Below are 18,184 nucleotides of genomic sequence, written 5' to 3' on the forward strand. Positions count from 1 at the left end.
TTGTTCACCCCGCGCCAAACGGCGTAACATCCGCCGAGACTCTAATCGCCAATGGATGAAAGTTCAGCGGCAGGTCATGCGCGACAAACGAGATCCCGTGGTCGGTGGACCAGGCGCAGGTGACCGCGCTCGTATGGGGTTGGCCCTCGTCCAACGGTTGCCTTATCGCGACACGCGCCGAGTACGTCAGAAGCTTTATGCTGCGCGTGGTGGCCGCGTAACATTCGCCGGCCGATCTCTGTCACATCGTGTAGATAGAATTCGGGAAGTCCTCGAAAAGGCGCGGATCTCCATAGGTGCCGCTCCATAAGCGGATCGTGCTCTCGATGAGATCGGGAGCGCCATGGTCTAGTGGCCGGGGATACAGGCGGACGAGGAATGAAATCGGGATTCGAATCGAAGCGGCATGCTCCCACGTGTTCATTTTCTTGAAGAAGCGTTCTAGGCGTTCGTCGGCGACCGTTGCCCGCGTCCCCTCGTTATACGCCAGATAGATGATGCCGAATTCTCCGGGCGTGATCTGATTGGTGGCGTCGCCAAATAGGTCGGTCGGACTCCACGCCCGCTTTTGCACTGCCTTTCGCGTTGTATTGCGCCACACGAGGCCGATGGGATGGCTCACACGATCAATGTCAAATCCGCCTCCGCCATTCACGCGGCAAATGAGGCCATCCCATTCCGGCAGGTCGGTGTTCCAATCGAATACGGCCCGCAGCATGTGCGGGCTGTAAATCCGTGTCGGCGGCAGGTCGATACGCTTCGGCAGTGAAACAAAAGCAACCCGGCCCCATGCATACTCCGTATGTCGCTCGGGATGGGCCGCTAGACGCTGACTTATCAGGCGGGCCACGATTTCCCAAGCCGGCATAAGATTGGCCTCGACCGACAGGAGGAGTTCAAAGCGGCCGGTTAAGCCCTTGGCCTTGGCTTCGACCTCAAGCGCAAGAAATAATTCCCTCATCAGCCGTTCTTCGGCGATCTCATAATCCGATAGCGAACGCTTGCGTTTGCATTCGATCTGCAAAGGATAGGGGTCGTGGCATCGGATGTCTGGACTCTTCTCGCCGCCCTCGTTGATGAACTCGACGCGCCGTCCTTTTTCGACACAACGCGCCGCGACGAGCAACTCGAATATCGTCGCGTCTACACTTAATCCTCCCTGTTCCCAAAGGCGGCTGACTCGCGTGCCCGGCGACCCGCCGACTTGCCTCAAATTGTCGTACTGAACGCCGAACTGCGCCAACTGCGGAACGAGCATGGCGCCGGCAAACTGGTCATAAGCCGGGTTATTCTCCAGATAGTTCGTTCCAACGCGAATCATCTGGCGGAGCCGGTGAAGACCTGAAAGCTCGCTTTCCGGACGCAGCCCTCTGACAAGGGACAGGCATTCCCGCCCGCTCGCAAGGCCGCCGAGCCCGCAAGACAGGTCTGATTGCTCATCCAGCCAGCCCTTGGGAACGATACGATTCACAGTGTCGATCGCGTCGGAGAGATAGTCGTCGACATCCCCTGTCGTTGGGATGTTCTCTCGGACCAGACTCTCCCGCGATCGACGATCGACACCATCATCCGGCAGGTGAGGGCGATCGATGGCCTCCAGCACCTCATCAGGCAGGCCGCTGAGCCGCTTCAACTCGACGTAAAGTCGCGTGTGGTCCTGGCTGAGTTCGTTAGCCATCGTCTCATGTAGTCGCGGCGGCTCTTCACCAAGGCCGGCAACAGCGTGTCTAGCTCAAGGCCGATGCGCTTGATCTCCGATGCAACCCGCTCAAACTCGCTTGATCCCGCGTCGGTCATCAGGAAAATCCACCGAAAAGCAACATTGTCGTTTTCATCGTTCATTCCGCCGAAATAAACGCTCGTGATAATAATGCGGTCTAGTAAATAAAGACTGGTTGTAGTCTTGCGCCACGCACGCTCGTGGTCAAAGCAAGTGTTTGCGTACAGCACCACCATTCGAGCGCAGGTGACCGGGCTCATATGAGGTTGGCCCTCTTCGATGGGCTGCCATATCTCGACACGCGCCGAGTACGTCAGAAGCTTTCGGTTGCGCGTGCTGGCCGCGTGACATTCGCCAATCAATCTCTCATCGGCGTTGGCCAGAGCGTTTCAGTCCGGCATGGTTTCCGGCGTGAAGGGCACGTCGAACCCTACGGCGCCGCCTTCGCGGCGGTAAATTTGGAGCCCGCCATCGGCGACAAGCTCGTCCGCAAGGTCGCCGAGCGCCTCGAAGCATTTGGTGTCGGTCCACTTGCCGTAGTCGTCGGCTATGCATTTGCAGCACGTGGCGAGCCGGTCAAAGTAGGGCGCGAACCAATGACCGTCGAGCGCCGCTTTGGTTGCCGGCAAAGCGTCGGGCGACAGGCCGCGTCCCGCCATGTTGCCAAGATGGTACGCGGCTGATTTGAGCAACTCGCCATATGCGCCGTACACTTCACTCAGGATCCGCCCGTGATCCGCATGCAGGCGGTAGGCCTTGACCAGATTATTTGCCTTTGGGCGCGTCTCTTTCAGAAAGACAAGGAATCCTTGCTCGTACCAATCCGTCGGGTCATGGCCAAAAGGCGCGCTGATTTGGGTCGCGGCATACTCATCCCAGCAGGCCAGGATAACCTGCCACCTCATGCTATCGTGCGGATTGTCGTAGGCCTTGCGGAGAAGAACGCCGGGGAACGCCGTGTCGAACCGCCGGGTAATCTCGACATGGGCGCACTCGTGGGCGAGCGTGTGCACGGCGACCGCGAATTGCTCGCCCTCAGGGTTCTCAAGTTCGAGGACAGATCCGGCGCTGAAGAGGATATGGCTTTTCAGTACGCCATCGCGCAGGACCGAAGGCGTCATCGCGACGCCAAGGACAAACTCTTCCGACGGCGTCAGCCGGAACGATGTCGCGTAACCCCGGTCGAGATCGAGCAACGCCTGGTTATAGTCATACGCTACGGTGACGCCGTCGAGGCCGGACAGGTCGATCTGACGGCTCAGCTCCTGGGTGTAGCCGAAAATGAGATTGGCAAACTCCCGCGCATGCTCCTCGGTGTCGAAGCCCCGGATGCTTACGGGAAAGCTTCCTGGCGCCGTCACCGGCTTTTCTTCCTGTTCCATGATCCTCCGGGCGTCGCAATCAGCAGACCATTATAACTTATTGGCAAAGACACTCATCATGACACGCGTGGCGGCTGCCATCCCAGGACGGGGCCGACGTGAACAGGAATGCCGTAGGCGTATGATTCCTGCTGGTATGGCGGCCCGCGATAGAGGATCGCTTCGCATTTTTCGGCGAGCATCCGATAGAGGCTGTTGTCGGTCCCGCAACTGAATAACAACGCCACCCCGAAACGCGCTTCTCCGTGAGAAGCGACAACGGTCATATAAAGAGCTTTCTCATCGGGTTCGCTGACTTCGACGCTCCATCCGGCGTCGCGCAACGGCCGGACAAGATCCCGCATGCAATCTTCCGACAGTATGGCTTTACGAAGTGTCACCCCATTGTCCGTGGGCATCTCCGGAACGAGCCGGCCATGCTTCTGGTAACGATCCTGTTCGAGCAGCTTCAGTTTCATCTGCGCGTCGGCCTGGAACAGCGCTTGCTGCCAGAGGAGAGTACTGTCTTCATTCATCTCGGGGAGCATGAACGATACGTTATGGCTTTCATCGTACCAGGATTCGATCGCGGCCAGCGTCGTCAGCGCAACGATCAAGCGGTTGAAGTTGGTCGGCTTCTGCCAGGAGGACGCCGTTCCATGCGCAAACATATGCCGGTTCAGCCAGGTGAGCCCCTGATAATCCTCGGTGTTGCAGAAGAAGTAATTTCTCAGCCAGCGGCGGAACGTCTCGAAGGCGAAGACACGCTCGTCCTGCGCAAAAAGATAGCCCGTCGCTTTATATTCGTCCGGCACCCACATTCGTTCATAATGAAGTTTGGCGGCGGTTCGAACGGCCCGGTTAATCGCGTGGTCAATCTTGTCGGGCGTGGTGGCACCGGGCGCCATATCCGACACAATTCGGGTGAGGCTTCCCTCGATCGCCGGAATGAGCGCGGCGATGCTGGACGCCCGGTAGCCGCTGTAGACGCCAAGATAGGCCTCGCGCGCCAAAGGAACGATCTCCTTTAGGCTCCGGGCCTGCGGCATGATCTGGGCGATGCACACTGCCTGAAAGGCAAGCGTATAAAGTGTCGACGTATGATAATCGAAAAGCTCGATCGCCCGTTCTTTCGTGCAGTGTTTGACGGCAGCCACCATTTCGCTGATCTTGCCCCTCGGCAGCCACAGAGGCGCGAACCACTCCATCTTCTCCCACAGCAGTGCTTCGTCATCCCGCGCTTTTCGTCTGACGTTCAATAATGCATCCCCTTCGGAAGGGATTCTTGGGAAGCACGCTTTCTGACCGCCGGCTTCCAGCACAATGCCCGGCGTCGGATTGAAAGCGCCAACATCACGCGCGGTCGCGGCGGGATCGGCCAGCCCCTTGTCGCGGGCCCATCCCGCGATGAGTTCAGGCGTCAGCCCCTCGAGCGACGGCTCGTTTTGCGCTCGCCACCAGATGCCTTTGAAGATGTTCTCAAGATCGAGGGAAGACATTGGGCCAATCGAAACGGGTGGGGTACGGGTCTGGTCGGTGCCTTTTGCGACAGATTCGCTTGTCCGAACAATGTACCATTCTTCGGACATCGGGAGTCCGCCCTTAAGGTGCCTTTACCGTTCGCTATGGGCGCCATCTTTGAAGCCCAGGAACAGATCCAGCTTGTCGAGATCGTGGATGCTGGAGACATGATGCAGGAAGGCGATGTTGGCATCTTCCGAAGCAGCAAGGAGATCGCGAAGCAGCTCCGAATTCTGAAGGGCGGTGCCGGTCAGATTCGCGCGATCCGCGGCCACCTCGTCCTGCGGTGTTTCGGTGAAATAGCTATGCATCTTGCCTAACACCCCAACGACGATGTCAGCGAGCTGGATGCCGGGCTCCGCCTTGGAGTCCGCAAAGCGAAAATGCGTGACCGGTACGCCGACGCTGGTAAGGGGAGTCTTCAGAAAGTGGTCCTGAATTGACTCCTCCATATCCAGGACATGTGTGGAATGTTTGAATATGGCAATGCGGGCTAAATAGAAGGTGCTGAAGTCGTCAATCAGCATATTGGGCGGATAGCCTTCAATGAAGTCGAGGGAGGCGAGACCTCGTCCGGCCTTGAGCACTTGTTTCAGCATGAATGAATTCCGGGCCGGCAGCACGGCGCTATAATGCTCCAGCAAGGCGATGAGGTCATTCAGGAACGGCTTACGACTTTCGGGAGCTAGGCCAGGATAGCCGTAGCGATAAAGTAACCCGATCGTGGCCGGTAGATTACTCCTCAGCACGGCAGCCAGATCGCTTTTCAGCAGTGCGTGTTGCTGGAACAATATGGGATCGCGGAGCTCGGGTAGAATTGAATCGATGATGTCAACAATCGACCAATAGAGCGGGTCAAGTTCATGATAGTGAACCATCAACCCGTTGTCGGTGATCCAGCGCAGGAACGTGGTCAGCTTGGATGAACGCAATAGCTCCAGAAAGTCGCCTTTCGCGACATGCTCAAGTTTGATTTCGGGGGCTGTCTTTTGAATACGCATGGCCGCCCGCAAAGGCTGAATGTCTAAGGGGCGTGGCACACCATCATGCACCACGCCGCCCAGGATGAAGACCTTCAGCTCGGCGACATTCAAGCCATGAGCGCCAACATGCAGCTTGCGGGTATTGTTGGTCTCATCGTGATAAAATGTGTAGCTGTTGTTGGCTTTGGTTAGCCCGTTCAGACGTATCTGAGGCTCCCGTAGCTCATCGATATCAACCAAATAGACCCCCCGAGTGTCAGTCACTCCCTAGTACGTTGAACGAACTGGAATTAGGCCAGGCCCGGTCATCGAGCGCTATATTCAGGAGGTGGTGAGCGGCGAAGAAATGACGATAATCCGACGTCGCGCTACCCCGCACGGTTATCCCGACAAAGCCCGCAAAGTAACCCCCGGTGATTTTCCGACATAAAAGATCGGTCCTCCGCTGAGACCATCGGCGCCAAAGGGCTTGTCACGTTGCATTTTGATCCGGTGCAAATGCGGCGAACTGGTCCCGCCATCGTAGATGCCCGGAACCTCCAACGAATTCGCCTGGATGCGCGACACTTCGTAGTCAACGACCTGACGCTCCGACGGATAGCCAAAGATCATAAAGGGAAGTTTGATGCTGCCCGTGGGCCAGATACGTTCCTCGTCAAGCGGAAAGAACTCGCTTGTCAGGTTCGGCACGGGATAGTTCTCAGGAAAGTATTCAAACACGACGAAATCAGCGCTATCTTCGTCCTGGTCGCCATCAGCGACTTGAGGCCACCGCATCGTCGAGGCGGAGATGATCTGCTTCTCAAATGAGATACGGATCGCGATTTGATCCGGCGTGCAGTCGCCAATCTGGTGGCGGCAGCAGAAGAGGAAATGGCGGCCAGCGATCCTCACCGCTGTACCGCTGCCCCGGAAACTGTACTGCTCGTCGCCCGTGACCGCGAAAATGTGCTTGCAGAATTTGTGGAGCGCGTGTTCGAGCATCATCGAGTCGTGCCATAGCGCTCCGACCTGGACGCTCAGCGCGCTGGTCAATCCGAGAAGTTTGCGAACGACTGCTATGACCTTCCTGGTGGCCAGTGACGGCAATGTCGGCTGCACCGGCAAGCCTCAATACGTCAAATTGAGATGGTCCGCGAGGGTTTTCACGACGCAATCAGTTCTACGGCGCAACGCACGTTAATCGTCAGCACCCGCTTCCTCCATCCCCACCACACCGACCCGCCTTTTTCTTCGGCCATTTGGCACCGTTGGCCGGCTGCATGGCTGCAAGTGCTTTGCACTCTTCCTCTTCGTTCCAGTCGCAGGCGATGCACCCGCCGTCTCCGGTGCAGGGCCTCCGTCAGAAGGCCACGATTGGCGCGGTCGAAACGATGGAGGAAACAATGCGAGTACTGACACTGAACGAACTGATGCGCCTGACGCGAACCGAGCTCTGCGGTCTCGCGGCGCAGATCACCGCGGCTCTGCCGACCTTCCGCGAAGGATCGCCTCAACGCTCGGCGGCTTACATCAACCTGCGCAATATCCGTGCTGTCCACGTGACTTCTCGCCATAGTCAACGGGGATCTTGGCGATAAAACACCAGCATTCGAGTTCACCGTCGGAGTCGATACCGACCAGCGTTTGAGAAATCCGGATGTCAATGCTACCGTAAAGGGGCGGCTGGTTGGGATTTGCGTTTTATGCACCAAGTCGAGTATTTGGCCCGATGGGGCGACAACGGTGTCTTCAATTATTGCATTGACCGGTAGTGCGCGACCTTTCGGTCAGGGAGTTATCAAATTGAAACGAACTATGGCGGCGTTGGTATTCGGTAATTCCGCATACCCGGACGATGACGACCTCGATAACCCCGTCAACGACGCAACCGATCTGGGCGCAAAGCTCAAGAGCTTCGGCTTTAACGTCATCGTGGCCAAGGATCGAAATGTTAAACAGATGGATAAGGACCTCAAGGCATTCGGAAAGCTACTTGAGACACACGAAGTCGGGCTCTTCTTTTTTGCCGGGCACGGGATGCAGATCGAGGGGCGGAATTTTCTGATAGCGCTCGATACCGACATGGAATCTGGAACAGACGCTAAGCACAGTTCGCTTTCGCTGGATAAGGTCGTCGATGTCATGGCCAACTCGAAGGCTAGCACCAAGATTATCATTCTCGATGCTTGTCGCACGAACCCGTGGGAACGAGCGTGGCATCGTGGGCCGGGATTTCGAGGACTGGCGGCGGTCTATGCACCCAAGGGCACGATCATCGGATTTGCGACCTCGCCAGGAGAGGTTGCCTACGATGGAAAAGGGAGGAACGGCACCTACACGGCGGCGCTGTTGCAGCACATCGAAACCCCGGACTGCTCGATTGAAACCATGTTCAAGCGCGTCCGAAACACGGTCGCCGCCGACAGCAAGGGCAAGCAGACGAGTTGGGAGCATACGTCCCTCTCGGGTGAGTTTTATTTCAACCTAAGCCTCGGAAATATGATCGACGAGTATGACGGCACAGCGCTTGCCGATAAGCTATTTCTGCTCGATCCCGCAAAGAAGTCTCACAAGATCATCGGGGGCCTTAAAACGCATAATTGGTATAGCCAAAATCCGGCGTTGGATTTACTCGATGCTGCCGCAGCAAACCGCATGCCGAAAGACAATCTGTTCGTCATTGGCCGAAACATTTATCAGGCGGCGGAAGGCAATGCGGGCACCGCCATCGGTTTCGTAACCAACTTCTTGGCAAAGACTGGTGGCTTTGGTGCTGACAAGCGGAAGGCGCTTTTGGATGGAATGCTGTTCGAAGTCTTCTTTGACGCGAATGGCGAATTGCGAGAATTTATCAAGGACCGGCACTTCAACGAGCTGTTCGAGCTACAACGCCATCAGGAACTAAAAAGCAGTTTTGATTTCATCGCCGAAGCCCTTACGGCGGCTCGCGGTGATTATTTTACGGTGCCCGGCAAGAATCATGAGCTGGCTGTGACCGTTGCGACTACAAAGAAAAAGGGCAGTGTGTTTGTTGACGCAATTTATGTCGACGGGGTCAATGTCCTTAGAGACGAAGAAGATCCATGGATCGATGCTGAAGGTAAACTGGTCCATTCCACGGTGACTCGCGGTAAACTCGAACGTCAATTGTCGGAGCAGATGGTTGTTCCATCTCGCTTGCTGAAGATCACTTACACGCCCAGCGAATTGAAGGAGGAAGACGAATTGCGGATTCCGAGGGGCTGGACCACTCGAAAAGAGTGAACCGCTCATGAGTTAGTCCGAGCTGCTCGTATAACCACAACCCGCCTGAGCTCAGAATAGTGCGCCATCGTGCAACTAAATAATGGAATCGCTCTGCCGCCATGATGACCGAGCGCTTGCGTGGGGTTAGTTAACTGATCCTCAATCTTGGTTAACGGCTCCTCAGCCACCGAGCATCCCGGCAGCAATCGCGTCCATGGCTTTCTTCTGGTAGTCCGACTTGAACACAGGTGACCATGGATAGCTTATCCACGGTCTGAAAGAACCTCTTCAAGCCGTGCGACGAGGATGGTGCGTTTGTTCGCTGAGAGCTTGTCGAGATTTTGCTGCCGCCAGCGCACCGCAGGAAGTTCGGCCGCATTGGGCACACCCAACAAATCCCAGTCGGGCTCGCCGCGCTCGAACGAGATAAGAAATTTGCGATGATCGGCCGGCATGTCGCCCACGATGGACTTTATCAACGTAGCTCTAGCGGCGAGCAGGTCGGCAAGCTCCACGGGATCGCGTGTCATTCCTGAGAAGCCATGCTTGAACGCCGACTCAATATTCTTGAGGGTCGGCGCCAGCACCTCCGACATCGGGCGGTCGTGGCTGAGCAGATAAACAATAAAGGCCTTACGCAACGTGTCGCTGATACCTTCGTTTGCGATCAGGTCACGCACGTCAAAGAGATCACGGGGATGCTGGCGGTCTAGGGCAGCGACGATCTTCCCGGCGTAGAGGTCTTCGAAGGATACGGTCCGTGCCTCCGCAAAGCCGAATTCTTCTTCGACCACGGGCTTTACGGACACAAGCTTGGGTTCGAAGACGCAACCGCGTAGAACGGGTGTTACCTCAATCTTGATCTGGACGCCTTGGGAGCGAATAGTCAGTTTGACGACGGCGCTTTCGATCTTGGCCTCGATGATTTGCGCGTCGGGAATGAGGGCTTTGATCTTACCGGCGATCCGCTTCATTGCGGCATCGATAGCGAGGAGAGATTCTGGGCGCGGTGCTACCGGCAAGTAGGTGAGATCAATATCGACGGAGAGGCGCGGAAGGTCGCGAATAAACAGATTGATCGCCGTCCCCCCCTTGAGGGCAAAACATGCCTCCTCGGTGACCAGAGGAAGAACGCGGATGAGCAGGGCGACTTGCCGTTGGTAGATGTCAGCGAACGCCATTCAGATCCTCAGGAACCGTTATGTGGTAGGTGGGGTCGAGGACACCGCCTTTGACGAGCATACGCTTGCCGCTGCCCAGATCGACTGTTTCCTTGTCGAGTCGCTTGCGCCAGGGGTGCTGGTGTCGGTCGGCAAAATAGAAGAACAGGCGCTTCACTTTAACGCTGGAGCAATCCTTCAAGAGCTTTTGCAAACGAACGGGGCGCAAATTGGCGAGGCCGCCGAACAGGGCATCGACCTGCTCGAACGTCTCGTGATTGGGTAATTCATCGAGCAACTCGAATAATGCCCGCTCAGGCGTTGACAGCGTCAAGGGCCAATCCCACTGACCCCAGTTCAACGTGGTTATGTCGCCACCATGCAAGCCCGACACATCACGCGCCTCACCGGTATCGACATTCCATTTGAGACTGCCGAGGCCTTTGGTGACGGGGGCGTTTTTGAAGAGCCGTCGGTCGTTGTGGTAGATGAACTTGACCTGCAAAGGCAGCTTTTGGACCCATGGTGGTGGCGCTTTAGGACCGTAGAGATGAACCGTCGTGGTCGATTGCGCGAGGTAGTGGGCGTATCCCTGCAATTCGAGTGCGGTGCGTCCACCGACGACCAGCGGCGAGTAATTGAGGATCGTTTGAAGCGATATGACGACCTGCTGCCAGCTCAAAACTCCACGAGGCCGACGAAACACACTGCGCGCGGGCTGTTCGAGCCAGCCGGATTTTACGTACCGGTGCTGGAGTTGGGTTGAGTAGCCCTGAGCCTTTAGCCACGCGGCATCGACCAGCATTCCTTCGGGAAGTTTGCCGGCGAGCTGGTTTATAAGTCCGCCACTTACTCTACTCATAATTGATAGTATAGCATATATTCAAACCAATAGCCAGTTTAAAAATATCGTCATAGATCAATCTTCTATTGATAAATTACCATAAAAACAAACTCTTAGCGCTCCTGCCCGTCGCGGCGATGCCGACCCTGCGATTTCAGGTCACTTCCAATCATTCCAAAGTTTCACGGTGGCTTTCAGAAACTCCTCGAAATGCGCAGGCGGCCACATCACCGGAGATCCATCGCGCAGCAAGAAAAACATCCCGTTCGCACAAACGAGATCGTCCCGGGTGGCGGTCCATAGCCAGTTGATGCAGTTCGAGACGCTGTCGGCATAGCTCTTGCCAAACCTGTCGTTCGGCACATTGTAGAGCATGCCTTCAAGATAATAGGACGGAGCCAGCCCATCCTTGATCATCTTGTCTTGTATCATACGGTTGCGCATGTTCTTGAAGATGCGAACCGTGGGCTTGAACCACTGGTTGGTGTCCTGATGTTTGATCGTGCAATTGGCCGAGTGTTGCTTGGGAAAATTCTCGATCTGCGTTCCGTCCGGAGTGAAGAAGCAGATGCCCTCGGCGTAGTTTTCATTCGCGAAGCTTTCGAACTTGTAGTACCGACGAAAATACGCACATACGACAACGTCAGCATCTCTCCGGCTGCCATTTGCTTTGACCAACACAGCCTTCTTTCCGGACGTATCCACGTCCGGATCGAATTTCTTTTTGAGCACGGCAATCACGTCCCGACGAAAATCCTGGAAGCTGTAGTCCGTATTGCTCCGCGCGGAATTGAACGCGGCCTGTTCCGGCACGCTGAGACGTGAAAGGTCATAGTAATAGATTGAACCGACCTTCATGACGACGTCGACATCGCTATCCGCATAGACGTTGGTATCATTGCCATACGATCCCTGCAAAAACGACGTACAGTTCCGCCCCGCATACGCCGCATCGGTTGCTTCGAGTGCGCCCTTGATTGTGGCGTAGGTATTTTTGGATTGTGTCTGCGATCCGGGCTTGGACCACGTGTCGAGCTGTGTTTCGGGGATCGCCATCAATGAACTCCGAGATATTCTTTTAGTGTCGCTTCGTGCTTCGCAAAGGACTCGCTGCCACGCTGGTGGAGAATATTGAGCTTGGTCATATTGTGTTCGAACAGGTCGGTCGCCATTTCCGGCTGTTCGAACGTGTCGCTGATGCGAACGGTTGGAATGTTACGGAACAAGATGTGTCGAAGCTGGTCCATCGACTGCGTGTTGATTTCCAGTGTCTTCTGAAGAAGCTGCACGCTCATCAGCTTTTGCGCCCACCTTGTGGTGCTGAACCACGACGGCTTGGGCGACGGGTACACGCCCACCCCTACACTCACGACCCGGATGTGCTCCGGCGGAAGTTTGAGCGCCATGATCGCGTCGGCGATAGCGTAAAGCGTCGGGTTGTTTGCGCAGTAGCCACCGTCAATCAGCTCGACGATGTCCCCGTGCTCAGTCTTTACGGTCTTGCGATCAAAGAAGGGGAAAGCAGAACACGACGCTTGTACGGCGTCGGAGACGGTCACACCGAAGCCGGGGAAAAATGTGCCCATTCGGCCATGGGCCTGCTCGATACTTGTCTTGAAAATCATTGGCCGCTCAATCACCCACTTTGTGGTGACGATTCTGACGGCAGTTTTCATTTTGTCGAACTTGTCGTCTCCGAAGACTGTATCGGCTAATTTCGCGAGTGCCCGCGATTTTTCATGTCGACCATTCTTCGACATTACTGTCGGGACGTGCTCTTCATAGAGAGCACTGATTTCCTTGACCGTCTTGCCCAGTCCGAGCAGCGCCGCAATGATTGCGCCAGTACTGGTCCCGAAAATCAGATCAAATCGGTCGTGAAGAGGGCACCCAATCAGACCCTCGATCTCGCGCAACACACCGAGCGTGTAAAAGCCTTTGGCGCCCCCACCGTCCAGGCTCAGAATGCGGCACGGTCTGTCCGCTGAAAAATCAACCATAAGCCCCCCGTTTAGCGCTTCGTTCTACCCCTGTTGATCCATGTAGGTGCGCGGCACTTTGAATACAACCTGACCTGCACCTGGCTTGCACGGCAGGAGGACTCATGAGAGAGCCAATCTCTTGCTTTCGACGAAACCCAAACCCGCGGCGTCCGACGGCGTATAGTCGCCGTTCCGGGTGGCAAATCGCTTGTTTGGATTTCCGAGACTCACTCTGAAATCGTGGTATGCGGGACCGTCGTGGAGGAGCCGGACTGCCTCTGCGATCACGAGGCTGGCGGCGGTTGTGCCAACGAAGGGAACGGCGACCGACTTGTCGGCAAGGCTACGTCGGCCGCAAACGTCACGACCCAATTTCTGATAGCCGGGATTTTCCCGAGCAACACGTTCTTGTTCGGCAGCAATCTTGTCGGCTTCCCCCATACTCAAGTCGGGCCATAGATCTTCTACCTTGCGTGGGTTCGGGAGGGTGTGGAAGCTGATAGTATCGAAGTTGGCGGCCGTGCCGCCCAAACCGCTCTCGATCGTGCGGGCGAATCCGGCGTTGAGCATGTCGCGCCGCGCGGGATTACTATCGAAGCCGCAGAGCGCAAGTACGGGCTCACCATCCTGGCGCCGAAACGTCGCATCGAAGCGCCTTTCAATCATTCGCGTCTGGTGGAATCCGTGACGACCGAGCCACACATCGCAGGCGTGGGCCTTAAAGCGATTGATAAACTCTGTCGCGAACAGAAGGCCGGTTTCGACGTTGTCCTTTACGACCTTGTCGAAGTCGAACAAAGCAAACTCTGCATCTTCGGGCCTGTGATATGGCAGGGTCGCGAGTGCCCATAAATAGGCGTTACCGAGATGACCCAGCCCTAGGACCCAAAAGCTCTGCGGCAGATACGCAACCGGAATCCCCAGCGCCTCAGGCTGGCCGATGTCCAGATCGGGCCGCCAGAGCGACATGCCTATCGGACGACGGGTTGCCTCAAGGCTGATTTCGGCGAAAGCGGCGAACAGCTCGGACAGCGCCAGTGAGGCCGCCAGGATGCCGACGATCGGAAAATATTCGCGTTCCGGCAGCCGTGCCACGGTATGAGCTGGCCCTACTTTCGCGATCCATCCGTCGAACGTGACGCGCAGCGCCCCTTTCGTCACAGGGACGTCGCCGAAAATCAGTGTGCGCGAGGAAGGAGCGGTACCGTCGACCTCATTGTGCCTCTCGAGGATTTGGGCGAGCGCCTGACCGAGGGTAAGACCGAGCCATGGCCAGATGAGAAGGGGCGCGCCGGCGAGCCTTGACGACATAACGGGACGCACTGCGCCTGGAAAGCATCGGCTGGCGATGGAGGCCGCCGTCAAAACGGCAAGCTGAAGCGTGTATGACCCAGCGACATCTTCACCGCAGCAGAGCGCTACCGCGTGGGCCTGCCGTCGTGCAAGAATGGTGTCGGCCTCCGCCTGATCCTGATCAATGAGTAGCTTTGAGATCCTCGAGATTTCGCTATCGAAGGCGCCCATGCTTGTTCACCAGAGTGACAGTTTGACACGCCGGTTTCGTGCCGATGCCGGATGGGTGCGCCATTGAAAGCCACCCAAATATTCATAGACGCCAGTGGCCTTTAACGACCACCACGGCGTGTCGGCGTAGCGAGGAACGATCATCGCGGTGTGGCCAACGACGGGCAGCGTGGGATGACGGACATCGATGGAGCTCTGGCGCACATCGCTCGAAGGATGCGTATGGACGTCAATGAGCAATCTCACCTTGTGTTCGCGACAATGTTTCCAGAGCGCTGCGCATCCAGACGCATGAAAGGCGATCGCGCCGAACTGGTAAGCGTCTGGATCGACATCGTCATAGCAAAGATAGGACGTGACGCGAGGGTAAGGGTTGTCGAGCGCCCCAAGCAGAAACACGCCGCTTTCGCGCACTCCGGCACCGCGCTTGCGCAAGTCGCGGACTGCGTTGGCCCACAGCCGAACCGGCAGTTTAATACTGTTGATATCGGCGTCAATTACCAACGTAGTCTCCACTAGTCAGCAACGACTGAAACTCTTCAAGGTAATCAACGATCGTGTGCGAACCCGTCCAGACCGGCGGGAGCGGTTCGGTCTTCCACTGCGGATGGTCTGACAGCGGCGAGCGGTCATAGGGATGGTAGAGGGCCTTTCCGGCAAAGGTGAAGCCATCCGTCCTGAACACGATGCCGAATCTACTGTTGGGCTTGCCCTTCGGCCAGCTTTTTAGATCGAGCGTTTGCCTGGTTGCCGGGTCCCACAAGGGACCGGTCGGCGGTTGCGTGCCGTAACCGCTCAGGTTTAGCGCAACATGATAGCGATCGGGCGCGCCGTCCCGCGGCGCCGCCGCCATCCAGAACACAACACTGGGCCAGACCATTCCTGAGGGCAGGCCGTCGCCAACAACTTGTCCCCAGAGTCCTTTGGCGACACCGTCACGGTACTCCGGCAGGAGCAGATGGGATTCGAATAGGCGTTGATCGGGCGGCATCATGACGTCAACCCTTCGGCGTCACTTCCTTGACCAGATCGAAGCAAACCGAGCAGGTATCACCGTGAGCAACATCGCCAAGATGCTCGGTCGAACGCGGCTGCGTGGTGGTACCCGAGATTTGCAGCACGTACTCACCGGCAACGGCGGGGTCCAAGTTGAATTTCTTCCGCGCCCAATCGGTGACGGTACCGACCGTGGTGTTGGGTTTGAACTTGTGATCGTTGGTATCAGCGCTGAAGTTCACCGCCACCAGGATTCGCTTGCACTTGTGCACATGGACGTGGCGATGGGAGCCCAGGTCAAGAACGTCGAGCTTCAAGTCGATGTCGACCGTGGCGTGCTCGTGGACCCCCTCCTCGAGGTCGACGATCTCGGTCAGCGTTTCACCAACAAAAATATGGTAACCGTGACCATCGGGCAGCTGCAGGTCAGTGCGTTCCAACGCCTGGCGCAACGTGTCTTCGGCTTCCGCCAGCACGACCTGAGGCTTGCGGCCCGACACATGGACGAAGAGTTCGATTTCCTGGCGCGCCTGAGGCAGAATAGCTTCGATGGTGCTCAGGGCGCCCGCTTCATTGGGCGGCTGATCCTGGTTTTCGTGGGACATTTGAATTTTCCTTTCGTTACGCGTTATCTGATGGGCAACGCGCGAAATATCACGCGCCGCTTGCATGATATAACACGCGCTGCCTGATGCTGTCAAATTATAGTTGGCGGCGCCTGATTTTTCAGGCAAGATGAGCGAAATCAATCACCTACCAAGAGGGAAACGTGAGTCTGCCCAAAGAGCTTCGCGATATTCGGAAGCTGCGTGGCTACAGCCTGCGAGATGTGGAGGATGCCACCGGGATTTCGAATGCCTATCTGTCGCAGTTGGAGCGTGGCGATGCGCTGAAGCCATCGCCCGACAAATTGCAGTTACTCGCCCAGTTCTACAAGGTGCCGTATACGGATTTGATGCGTGCCGCGGGCTATCTGCATAAGAACGAAAAGACAGACGGCACAGGTAAAGACACGAGCGCGGTTCAAGCTGCGCTGATGAGCGCAAATCTTACGCCCGAGGAAGAAGACGCCGTTGTAAAATACATTCAGTTCCTCCGGTTCGATAAGAAGAAGTGAGGATCAATTATGGCCTTGCCCAAGCAGAAGATAGAGGTAAGGCCAGAATCCGAGACGAGGATTTCGGATCTTGTCCGGAAACTCATTCGCGAAGCCGATGCCGAAGGCATTCTCCCGACACCGATCGACCATTTATTCAAAATCGCCAAAGTTACCAACGTTGAGCAATTGCCGGACGAGACGTTCTTGCAAACGCTCTCGGATCAAGCCAAGGGCTTTTTCAAGAGCGCGATGCAAAAGCTTCGCGGAATTGCGGACCTCCGGACCAAGACGACTTATATTCCACCTGATTCAAAGAACGGCCGGGAGCTTTTCGTGAAGGCACATGAGCTAGGGCATCAAGTCATGCCCTGGCATGCGATTGACCCGGCCTATCTGGACGACACGGAGTCTTTGTCGCCGAACGCAAAGGCGACCTTTGAGCAAGAGGCTAACTTCTTCGGCGCGGAAACTATCTTTCAAGGACAGCGCTTTCGTACGCGAGCGCGGGATTTTCACCCAAGTTTCGACGCGGTGTTTACCCTTGCCGATCAGCATGGGGCCTCAAAGCAATCGACTGCCTGGCGATTTGTCGAAGAACAAGACGAAGCGTTGGCGCTGCTCCAGTATTATCCGAGTTCAGCGATCGATGAACACGGCAACCGCGTATTGACGATATGGCGTTCGGTTGGGTCACCGGCATTTAACCAGCGCTATCCGGACATTGACCCTCCGCAGGCTCTTCGGACCGGCCATCCATGGGTGGCGGCAAGAGACCTCAACAGGATATGCAACGGCGCCGACGGCCTTCCCGTAAACGGTGCCGACGTCGTGTTCGAGTGGCATTCATGGTGGAACACTCACGCCTTGCTCGTCCTCGTCCGGCGTAAACCAATGCTGAGTTTGGTCGGCGCACTTCTGAAGAAGTAAACAGATGCAATGGCGCGCTTCGCTTAATGGTGAGGAATACTAATGCTATTCAGTAGCCGGCAACGGCCCGCCTTGAAGGGCCATGATATTCGGTATATCTGACGCTGATGAGATAATAAGACCATGCTGCGTCCAGACGCGGCTCTGGTGCTCTGGATACCTACGGCGAACGCGCGGGCGTCAAGGTAGACGAAATTCTTAATGAGAGATTTCTGAGACCGCTCCGGTCGAATTCGACAATCAATGCCGCTTAGCGCGACATCGCAAATGTCCCCAAATTAGCAGCTCAACGAAGCCGCTCGCGTTCCGAATTTTTGTGCCGTTTTGTGCCAGTTTTGTGCCGTGGAATTTTTGGTAGAGCTTGGGAATCCGAGCCGGAATTCCTCTAACCCATTGCGAAACAATGGTTTCTTTTTGGATAGCCTGATAGCGTCTCGTAAGGAATGAAAAAGCCCGCCAGAGGCGGGCTAATTCTTTGATATTGCTATCAAATCTTGGTTGCGGGGATAGGATTTGAACCTATGACCTTCAGGTTATGAGGCCGAAGGGCGTAGTGATTTCCATAAGTGCTCCCGGCCGCGTCCCAAGGCAATCAAACCCATTCGTCCCATTTGTACGCCAGAGCTACCCGACAGCCATACTCGCGCGCTCGATTTCTTTCTTGCTGCGGTATCCTACGATTTGGTTGCCTCAGACCGATCATAGTTCGGGGTGGAGGCATGGGTGGCGAGGATGAAAAGACCCAGACCGAGGCATCAGGGTCGCCTGATAGTACCGAAATGCCGGCCGCCACGAAGCGCCATCGCAAGAACCGTCGCATGCCGCCGCCCGCGACGTTC

18 protein-coding genes are annotated in these 18,184 nt (G+C 56.3%); 4 read left to right on the forward strand and 14 right to left on the reverse strand.

What is annotated here, in order from left to right; all coding sequences use genetic code 11:
- Positions 1 to 241: 241 nt before the first annotated feature.
- The 6 genes from AC0L2F_RS32920 to AC0L2F_RS32945 form a co-directional block, all read right to left on the reverse strand.
- Positions 242 to 1,678: a hypothetical protein gene (locus AC0L2F_RS32920; RefSeq protein WP_473251216.1), complete on the reverse strand. Its 1,437-nt coding sequence runs from the start codon at positions 1,676 to 1,678 to the stop codon at positions 242 to 244.
- Positions 1,630 to 1,980 carry a hypothetical protein gene (locus AC0L2F_RS32925; protein ID WP_473251217.1) on the reverse strand — a complete coding sequence of 117 codons (351 nt, stop codon included), beginning with the start codon at positions 1,978 to 1,980 and terminating at the stop codon, positions 1,630 to 1,632. The genes AC0L2F_RS32920 and AC0L2F_RS32925 overlap by 49 nt, the downstream gene beginning before the upstream one ends.
- A gap of 129 nt (positions 1,981 to 2,109) precedes the next feature.
- A complete protein-coding gene (locus AC0L2F_RS32930) occupies positions 2,110 to 3,102 on the reverse strand; it encodes a hypothetical protein (RefSeq protein WP_473251218.1) in 993 nt (330 codons plus the stop codon).
- A 56-nt stretch (positions 3,103 to 3,158) separates the two neighbouring features.
- Positions 3,159 to 4,580 carry a hypothetical protein gene (locus AC0L2F_RS32935; protein ID WP_473251219.1) on the reverse strand — a complete coding sequence of 474 codons (1,422 nt, stop codon included), beginning with the start codon at positions 4,578 to 4,580 and terminating at the stop codon, positions 3,159 to 3,161.
- Positions 4,581 to 4,694: 114 nt separating this feature from the next.
- Complete coding sequence (locus AC0L2F_RS32940) at positions 4,695 to 5,825, reverse strand: DUF3800 domain-containing protein (RefSeq protein WP_473251220.1); 1,131 nt, start codon at positions 5,823 to 5,825, stop codon at positions 4,695 to 4,697.
- 141 nt (positions 5,826 to 5,966) lie between these two features.
- Positions 5,967 to 6,686, reverse strand: a complete 720-nt coding sequence (locus AC0L2F_RS32945) for a hypothetical protein (RefSeq protein WP_473251221.1) — start codon at positions 6,684 to 6,686, stop codon at positions 5,967 to 5,969.
- A gap of 161 nt (positions 6,687 to 6,847) precedes the next feature.
- On the opposite strand from AC0L2F_RS32945, the gene AC0L2F_RS32950 reads away from it, so the two are divergent.
- Together AC0L2F_RS32950 and AC0L2F_RS32955 are read left to right on the forward strand one after the other, a co-directional pair.
- A complete protein-coding gene (locus AC0L2F_RS32950) occupies positions 6,848 to 7,165 on the forward strand; it encodes a hypothetical protein (protein ID WP_473251222.1) in 318 nt (105 codons plus the stop codon).
- Positions 7,166 to 7,310: 145 nt separating this feature from the next.
- The gene (locus AC0L2F_RS32955) at positions 7,311 to 8,831 is read left to right on the forward strand and encodes a caspase family protein (RefSeq protein WP_473251223.1); all 1,521 of its coding nucleotides are present in this window, start codon (positions 7,311 to 7,313) and stop codon (positions 8,829 to 8,831) included.
- Positions 8,832 to 9,076: 245 nt separating this feature from the next.
- On the opposite strand, the gene AC0L2F_RS32960 is transcribed toward AC0L2F_RS32955, so the two are convergent.
- From AC0L2F_RS32960 to AC0L2F_RS32995, 8 genes are all read right to left on the reverse strand, one after another.
- Entirely contained in the window at positions 9,077 to 9,994 is a 918-nt protein-coding gene (locus AC0L2F_RS32960; protein WP_473251224.1) for a nucleotidyl transferase AbiEii/AbiGii toxin family protein, read from the reverse strand.
- On the reverse strand, positions 9,981 to 10,835 hold the full coding sequence (locus AC0L2F_RS32965; protein WP_473251225.1) for a type IV toxin-antitoxin system AbiEi family antitoxin domain-containing protein: 855 nt from the start codon (positions 10,833 to 10,835) through the stop codon (positions 9,981 to 9,983). Before AC0L2F_RS32965 ends, AC0L2F_RS32960 begins: the two co-directional genes overlap by 14 nt.
- A gap of 141 nt (positions 10,836 to 10,976) precedes the next feature.
- Positions 10,977 to 11,873, reverse strand: a complete 897-nt coding sequence (locus AC0L2F_RS32970; protein ID WP_473251226.1) for a nucleotidyltransferase domain-containing protein — start codon at positions 11,871 to 11,873, stop codon at positions 10,977 to 10,979.
- On the reverse strand, positions 11,873 to 12,817 hold the full coding sequence (locus tag AC0L2F_RS32975) for a patatin-like phospholipase family protein (protein ID WP_473251227.1): 945 nt from the start codon (positions 12,815 to 12,817) through the stop codon (positions 11,873 to 11,875). Before AC0L2F_RS32975 ends, AC0L2F_RS32970 begins: the two co-directional genes overlap by 1 nt.
- A gap of 102 nt (positions 12,818 to 12,919) precedes the next feature.
- Positions 12,920 to 14,323 carry a hypothetical protein gene (locus tag AC0L2F_RS32980; protein WP_473251228.1) on the reverse strand — a complete coding sequence of 468 codons (1,404 nt, stop codon included), beginning with the start codon at positions 14,321 to 14,323 and terminating at the stop codon, positions 12,920 to 12,922.
- A 6-nt stretch (positions 14,324 to 14,329) separates the two neighbouring features.
- Positions 14,330 to 14,827, reverse strand: a complete 498-nt coding sequence (locus AC0L2F_RS32985; RefSeq protein WP_473251229.1) for a hypothetical protein — start codon at positions 14,825 to 14,827, stop codon at positions 14,330 to 14,332.
- Positions 14,817 to 15,317, reverse strand: coding sequence for a DUF7665 family protein (locus AC0L2F_RS32990; protein WP_473251230.1), 501 nt, complete (start codon positions 15,315 to 15,317; stop codon positions 14,817 to 14,819). Before AC0L2F_RS32990 ends, AC0L2F_RS32985 begins: the two co-directional genes overlap by 11 nt.
- Before the next feature lie 4 nt (positions 15,318 to 15,321).
- Positions 15,322 to 16,068, reverse strand: coding sequence for a hypothetical protein (locus AC0L2F_RS32995; protein ID WP_473251231.1), 747 nt, complete (start codon positions 16,066 to 16,068; stop codon positions 15,322 to 15,324).
- A 20-nt stretch (positions 16,069 to 16,088) separates the two neighbouring features.
- On the opposite strand from AC0L2F_RS32995, the gene AC0L2F_RS33000 reads away from it, so the two are divergent.
- Both AC0L2F_RS33000 and AC0L2F_RS33005 read left to right on the forward strand, forming a co-directional pair.
- Entirely contained in the window at positions 16,089 to 16,436 is a 348-nt protein-coding gene (locus AC0L2F_RS33000) for a helix-turn-helix domain-containing protein (protein ID WP_473251232.1), read from the forward strand.
- A gap of 9 nt (positions 16,437 to 16,445) precedes the next feature.
- Positions 16,446 to 17,345 (forward strand): ImmA/IrrE family metallo-endopeptidase, encoded by a 900-nt coding sequence (locus AC0L2F_RS33005; protein WP_473251233.1) that lies wholly within the window; start codon positions 16,446 to 16,448, stop codon positions 17,343 to 17,345.
- Positions 17,346 to 18,184: the final 839 nt, after the last annotated feature.

It is taken from the genome of Bradyrhizobium sp. Ken64 (assembly GCF_055807555.1).